At 31.8% G+C, this 3870-nt stretch carries 9 protein-coding genes; 3 read left to right on the top strand and 6 right to left on the bottom strand.

The genetic code is table 11. The annotated features are described in order from the left end of the window. Positions 1-105: 105 nt before the first annotated feature. From ACNDLV_RS07975 to ACNDLV_RS07950, 6 genes are read right to left on the bottom strand one after another with little or no spacing between them, the layout of a single operon-like run. Positions 106-261: a hypothetical protein gene (locus ACNDLV_RS07975; RefSeq protein WP_167802895.1), complete on the bottom strand. Its 156-nt coding sequence runs from the start codon at positions 259-261 to the stop codon at positions 106-108. Beyond that, positions 251-535: a hypothetical protein gene (locus ACNDLV_RS07970; RefSeq protein ID WP_498883081.1), complete on the bottom strand. Its 285-nt coding sequence runs from the start codon at positions 533-535 to the stop codon at positions 251-253. The genes ACNDLV_RS07975 and ACNDLV_RS07970 overlap by 11 nt, the downstream gene beginning before the upstream one ends. 17 nt (positions 536-552) lie before the next feature. Further along, positions 553-822 (bottom strand): hypothetical protein, encoded by a 270-nt coding sequence (locus ACNDLV_RS07965; protein ID WP_498883079.1) that lies wholly within the window; start codon positions 820-822, stop codon positions 553-555. A 12-nt stretch (positions 823-834) separates the two neighbouring features. Next, positions 835-1596, bottom strand: a complete 762-nt coding sequence (locus ACNDLV_RS07960; RefSeq protein ID WP_498883078.1) for a phage antirepressor — start codon at positions 1594-1596, stop codon at positions 835-837. 15 nt (positions 1597-1611) lie between these two features. Beyond that, complete coding sequence (locus tag ACNDLV_RS07955; RefSeq protein WP_006588446.1) at positions 1612-1815, bottom strand: hypothetical protein; 204 nt, start codon at positions 1813-1815, stop codon at positions 1612-1614. Positions 1816-1828: 13 nt separating this feature from the next. Next, positions 1829-2020, bottom strand: coding sequence for a helix-turn-helix domain-containing protein (locus ACNDLV_RS07950; protein ID WP_048598038.1), 192 nt, complete (start codon positions 2018-2020; stop codon positions 1829-1831). A gap of 244 nt (positions 2021-2264) precedes the next feature. Here ACNDLV_RS07950 and ACNDLV_RS07945 point away from each other — a divergent pair, with 244 nt between their 5' ends. The 3 genes from ACNDLV_RS07945 to ACNDLV_RS07935 all read left to right on the top strand — a co-directional run bounded on the left by ACNDLV_RS07945 (position 2265) and on the right by ACNDLV_RS07935 (position 3853). Beyond that, positions 2265-2576, top strand: coding sequence for a helix-turn-helix domain-containing protein (locus tag ACNDLV_RS07945; RefSeq protein ID WP_048598040.1), 312 nt, complete (start codon positions 2265-2267; stop codon positions 2574-2576). Positions 2577-2755: 179 nt separating this feature from the next. Continuing rightward, positions 2756-3235 carry an ImmA/IrrE family metallo-endopeptidase gene (locus tag ACNDLV_RS07940; RefSeq protein ID WP_048598044.1) on the top strand — a complete coding sequence of 160 codons (480 nt, stop codon included), beginning with the start codon at positions 2756-2758 and terminating at the stop codon, positions 3233-3235. A 42-nt stretch (positions 3236-3277) separates the two neighbouring features. Beyond that, entirely contained in the window at positions 3278-3853 is a 576-nt protein-coding gene (locus ACNDLV_RS07935) for a hypothetical protein (protein WP_006588449.1), read from the top strand. Positions 3854-3870 lie beyond the last annotated feature (17 nt).

Genomic DNA, 3870 nt, shown 5'->3' with positions numbered 1-3870 from the left:
TGATTGCTTCATCTAATTTTACTTTTGGGTCTCCTTGTTTATCACGACCATATTTTTTATATATATAGCCAAGGTCAATTATCTTAGTTTTTATGTTTTCCATTGTTAGTCCTTTTCTAAATACTGAATTTCAATTTGTTCTTTATCATCGTCGTAAAAACTTGAAAGAACCGTATTTCCTACTAATTTTTCAAAAAGTGCTTCGATAGCATCGTCAAAGTAATCGTCTACTAAGTCCAAATAAACTGTCTTAATCTTCATTTCCCTTCTTCGCCTCTCTAATAAATTCTTTGTATAAGTCCTGAACTGGAATACTACAACCTGTTTTTGCCAGCCATTTTTGCCAGTCTTTTTCGGACAAAAAAGTCAAGTTATCAATGTAAGCTGCTATAGCTCTTCTATCTAGGTTTAGTTCTGCTTCAAATACTCTAATAAATGCGCTTGTCGCTAATATAAATTGCCATACATCTAAGTCTTTCAAGCCTTGCGCTTGTTTGATAATTTTAATTTCCTGTTCAAGCGGTAATCTTTTCATCTATGCCACCCTCTCAATCATTGCTCTTCATAATCGCTGTATCTTTCCACCTTGAATGGTGTTTCTCGTAGGTACTCAAGTGATACATCGTGTAAATATGACCATTTACCTCTTGGCTTTTTGAATAAGATTGCTTTCCATAAAGGGATAAATTCTAGTAAGAATGTATGATTTTGAACGAGAATTTTCATAGTTTCTTTGGGATTTTGACTAATTATGTAGCCGTCATAACATCCACCACTTTTGCCGTTAAAAACAACTCGACAAACACTGTATTTTTCAGTCATCACTGTGCCTCCCTAAGCTTTACCTAAAAACTTATTGACGAAGTATTGCTGACCTTTTCCAGTTACTTTAGTAGTTTTTGTTACTCTAACCGTGCCATCAGGTTGTGTGTGGGTTGATTCTTTAATTACAAACAATCCAAGGTTCATACTTTTTTGAGTTGGTGAGTTCCAATCACTACCTTTTCTATTAATTAAGTAAGATTTATCACGCAGCCATTGAAATAACCTTTTAGCTCCAGTATCTACTCCATTAGCTTTTAAAATTTTTGCTAAGTCCCCAATTAAAATAGTTGAGTCACTAGCAGAAACTGAATCAGCGAATAATGCTTTAGGCTTCATTTCAGCAATTTGAATATCTTTTCGTTTAAGTTGGTCTGCAGCTTGTTGTAATAAATCTGCAAGGCCTGCCTTATTGTTAACAACATCAAATGCTTTAGCGTCTGTCATGTAAGCTCCATGCTTTCTGATAGCTGGTAAAACTTCGCTAGTTACCCAGTGCTTAAACTTCTTGGCTGTTGGTAATTTGCTTGAAAGAATTAAGCTGTAAAGGCCTGATTCGTTAACAATTACTGTTTTGGACTTGTAATTAGAACCAGTCCCCTGAATCAGGGTAGTGGTTTTATCTTCTTCATCAACATGATTTGCAACTGCATTTTCAGGCTTTTTATAACCAAGCACCTCGGCAACATCTTTACCGACAAAGTATGGTTCGTTATCAATAGTTAATGTTCTGATATCTGTACCATTAAAATTAAAAATTTGTAATTCGCTCATTTGCGTTCCTCCTTTTTAAATACCAACATATTTTGCGAATTTATCTTTCCATTCATCTGCAGCTGGACCAGTAGCTCTTCCATCAATTACCCAATTAACGTAAGTTTTAGATAGTTCAAATTTTTGAGCTATATCCGATTTAGAGGTCGGCTTCAGATTCAACTTTTTGTTTCTTAAGAATTGAACTGCAATTCTTTCTTGAAATGTTAAATCACTCATTTTTTATCCTTCCCTATGGCAAAAAAATCTTGTAATCCACACCTAAATAATCTGCAACTTTTTTCAAGGTGCTTAATCTAGGTTCATTTTTGTTCCAGCGATAAATAGCATTTTCGCCTACTCCTGACTCAAGCCCGATTTCTCTTAAAGTTTTATTTTGGAGTTTTCCAATTGCTTTTATGCTTTCTACCAATTCTTGTGACATATTATTCACCTCTTTTTGTAATGATTTGTTGCAAAGTTCTATCAAAAATGATAATATTTAAGCATAATAAATAAGCCAAAAACGTTTTAACTACTGCGCAATCGAATAGGCTTTTTATTATATGAATTATCAAAAAAGATATTATTGCTTGTCCGTTTCCCTAGGACATAAATTAATATACTATCTTTTTAGATAGTATGCAAGCATAAATTGTATCTTTTTTTATAAAAAAGAGAGGATATTTATGAATACGTACGAAAGAATCAAGGAAATTGCTACTGAACATGGAATGTCAATACGTGAAGTAGCGCTTAAAGCAGGAGTTGGTGAAAATTTAATTTATAGGTGGAAACACACTAAGCCTTCTTTAAAATCAATACAAAAAGTTGCTAGTGCTCTTAATGTAGATGTTGAGGATATTACTAGTACTAGTGACAAAGATGAATCTAGTCAATATAGAGCTATTCAAAGAAAGGCAAAAAAACTATCAATAGCAGATCAAGAAAAATTAATTGATATTATGGATACTATTTTTGATAAAACAGATGATGAATAATAAGTTTTGTTATGAAAACCATGATTGGGAAAAAATAAAAAATTCAGCATTGCAAACATTAAAGCAATCCAGTTTAAAAGATTTTCCCGTATCATTAGATACTTTATTAACCGAAAACAATATTAAATTACGAAAATATTCAGCTATAGCACGACAAACTAATATGTCAATAAAAGAAGTTGGAGATTTATTTAACTACAGATGACGGAATATTACTGTCTAAAAAAGATTCTAAATGCAGAGATGTCATTGCCTATAATGATACTATTTCAAATGAATCTAGAATCCGATTTACTTTATCACATGAATTAGGTCACAAAAAATTAAATCATAATTCTCATGCTAAAACTCTTTTATCACAACTTCCATCTGATGAATATTCATATTTAGAACAGGAAGCAAACTTTTTCGCTAAAAATTTGCTTGCTCCTTTTCCATGTTTATCATACATAGAAGAGCAAATTGAGCAGCCTTTAAGTGCGAATGAAGTACAAATTGTATTTGGCTTAAGCAATATGGCGTCAGAATTCGTTTTAGAAAATTATCAAAAATTAAGTTATAAAATTACTGATTCTAAATTAATTACCCAGTTTCAAGATTCATTAGACTGGTGGAGTAGTATTTTGAATATGACGCATAGATTTAGTATTGCAACATAATTTCATAAAACACTTTTTTAAAAAAACATTGGAGGATAAAAAATGAAAAAAATAATAACAGCAGGTGTAACAGTTATGGCTTTGACATTAGCAGGCTGCAGTAATACCAATACATCTAAGAACTCTACTAAAACAACTGTAACTAAAAAAGCTAATATTAATACAGATAAGACTGTTAAAATCAACAAAACATCAACAGCTTATGGTCCTTTGAAATTCAAACTAAAGTCAATTAGATATGAAACTGTTGAAAATAAGAAAAGCAATTATACTGATGCTGAATACAACATTTCTGGTAAGCTCAACAAAAAATATTACCGTGCAACCTTAAATCTAGTTTTAGAAAATTCAGGAACTAAACCTATTGATTTAAGTATGGGTACTAGAACTTATACTGTAGATAGTGGCATTGGTTTCCCTACTCATGGGTCAACTGAAGGTGGAGCTTTAGAAGAAGTAATTTCTACTCTTCAACCAAAAAGTAAAATTAATTTTCCAGTTTATTTAATTTCAAATAATAAATTTACAGCTAACCATTTAAAAATAAGCTTTGATGGTTTATGGGGGCCTAAAGATATGGAATCCATTGCAGATAGTGGATCTGCAGAAATAAAATAATCCTTTATCTGAGGGGA

Source organism: Lactobacillus fornicalis, from assembly GCF_055362665.1.
This window is presented reverse-complemented; position numbering and strand designations above follow the sequence as displayed.

Coding starts and splice junctions, on each gene's coding strand:
- ACNDLV_RS07975 (WP_167802895.1), bottom strand. CDS start 261: ATGAAGATTAAGACAGTTTATTTGGACTTAGTAGACGATTACTTTGAC.
- ACNDLV_RS07970 (WP_498883081.1), bottom strand. CDS start 535: ATGAAAAGATTACCGCTTGAACAGGAAATTAAAATTATCAAACAAGCG.
- ACNDLV_RS07965 (WP_498883079.1), bottom strand. CDS start 822: ATGACTGAAAAATACAGTGTTTGTCGAGTTGTTTTTAACGGCAAAAGT.
- ACNDLV_RS07960 (WP_498883078.1), bottom strand. CDS start 1,596: ATGAGCGAATTACAAATTTTTAATTTTAATGGTACAGATATCAGAACA.
- ACNDLV_RS07955 (WP_006588446.1), bottom strand. CDS start 1,815: ATGAGTGATTTAACATTTCAAGAAAGAATTGCAGTTCAATTCTTAAGA.
- ACNDLV_RS07950 (WP_048598038.1), bottom strand. CDS start 2,020: ATGTCACAAGAATTGGTAGAAAGCATAAAAGCAATTGGAAAACTCCAA.
- ACNDLV_RS07945 (WP_048598040.1), top strand. CDS start 2,265: ATGAATACGTACGAAAGAATCAAGGAAATTGCTACTGAACATGGAATG.
- ACNDLV_RS07935 (WP_006588449.1), top strand. CDS start 3,278: ATGAAAAAAATAATAACAGCAGGTGTAACAGTTATGGCTTTGACATTA.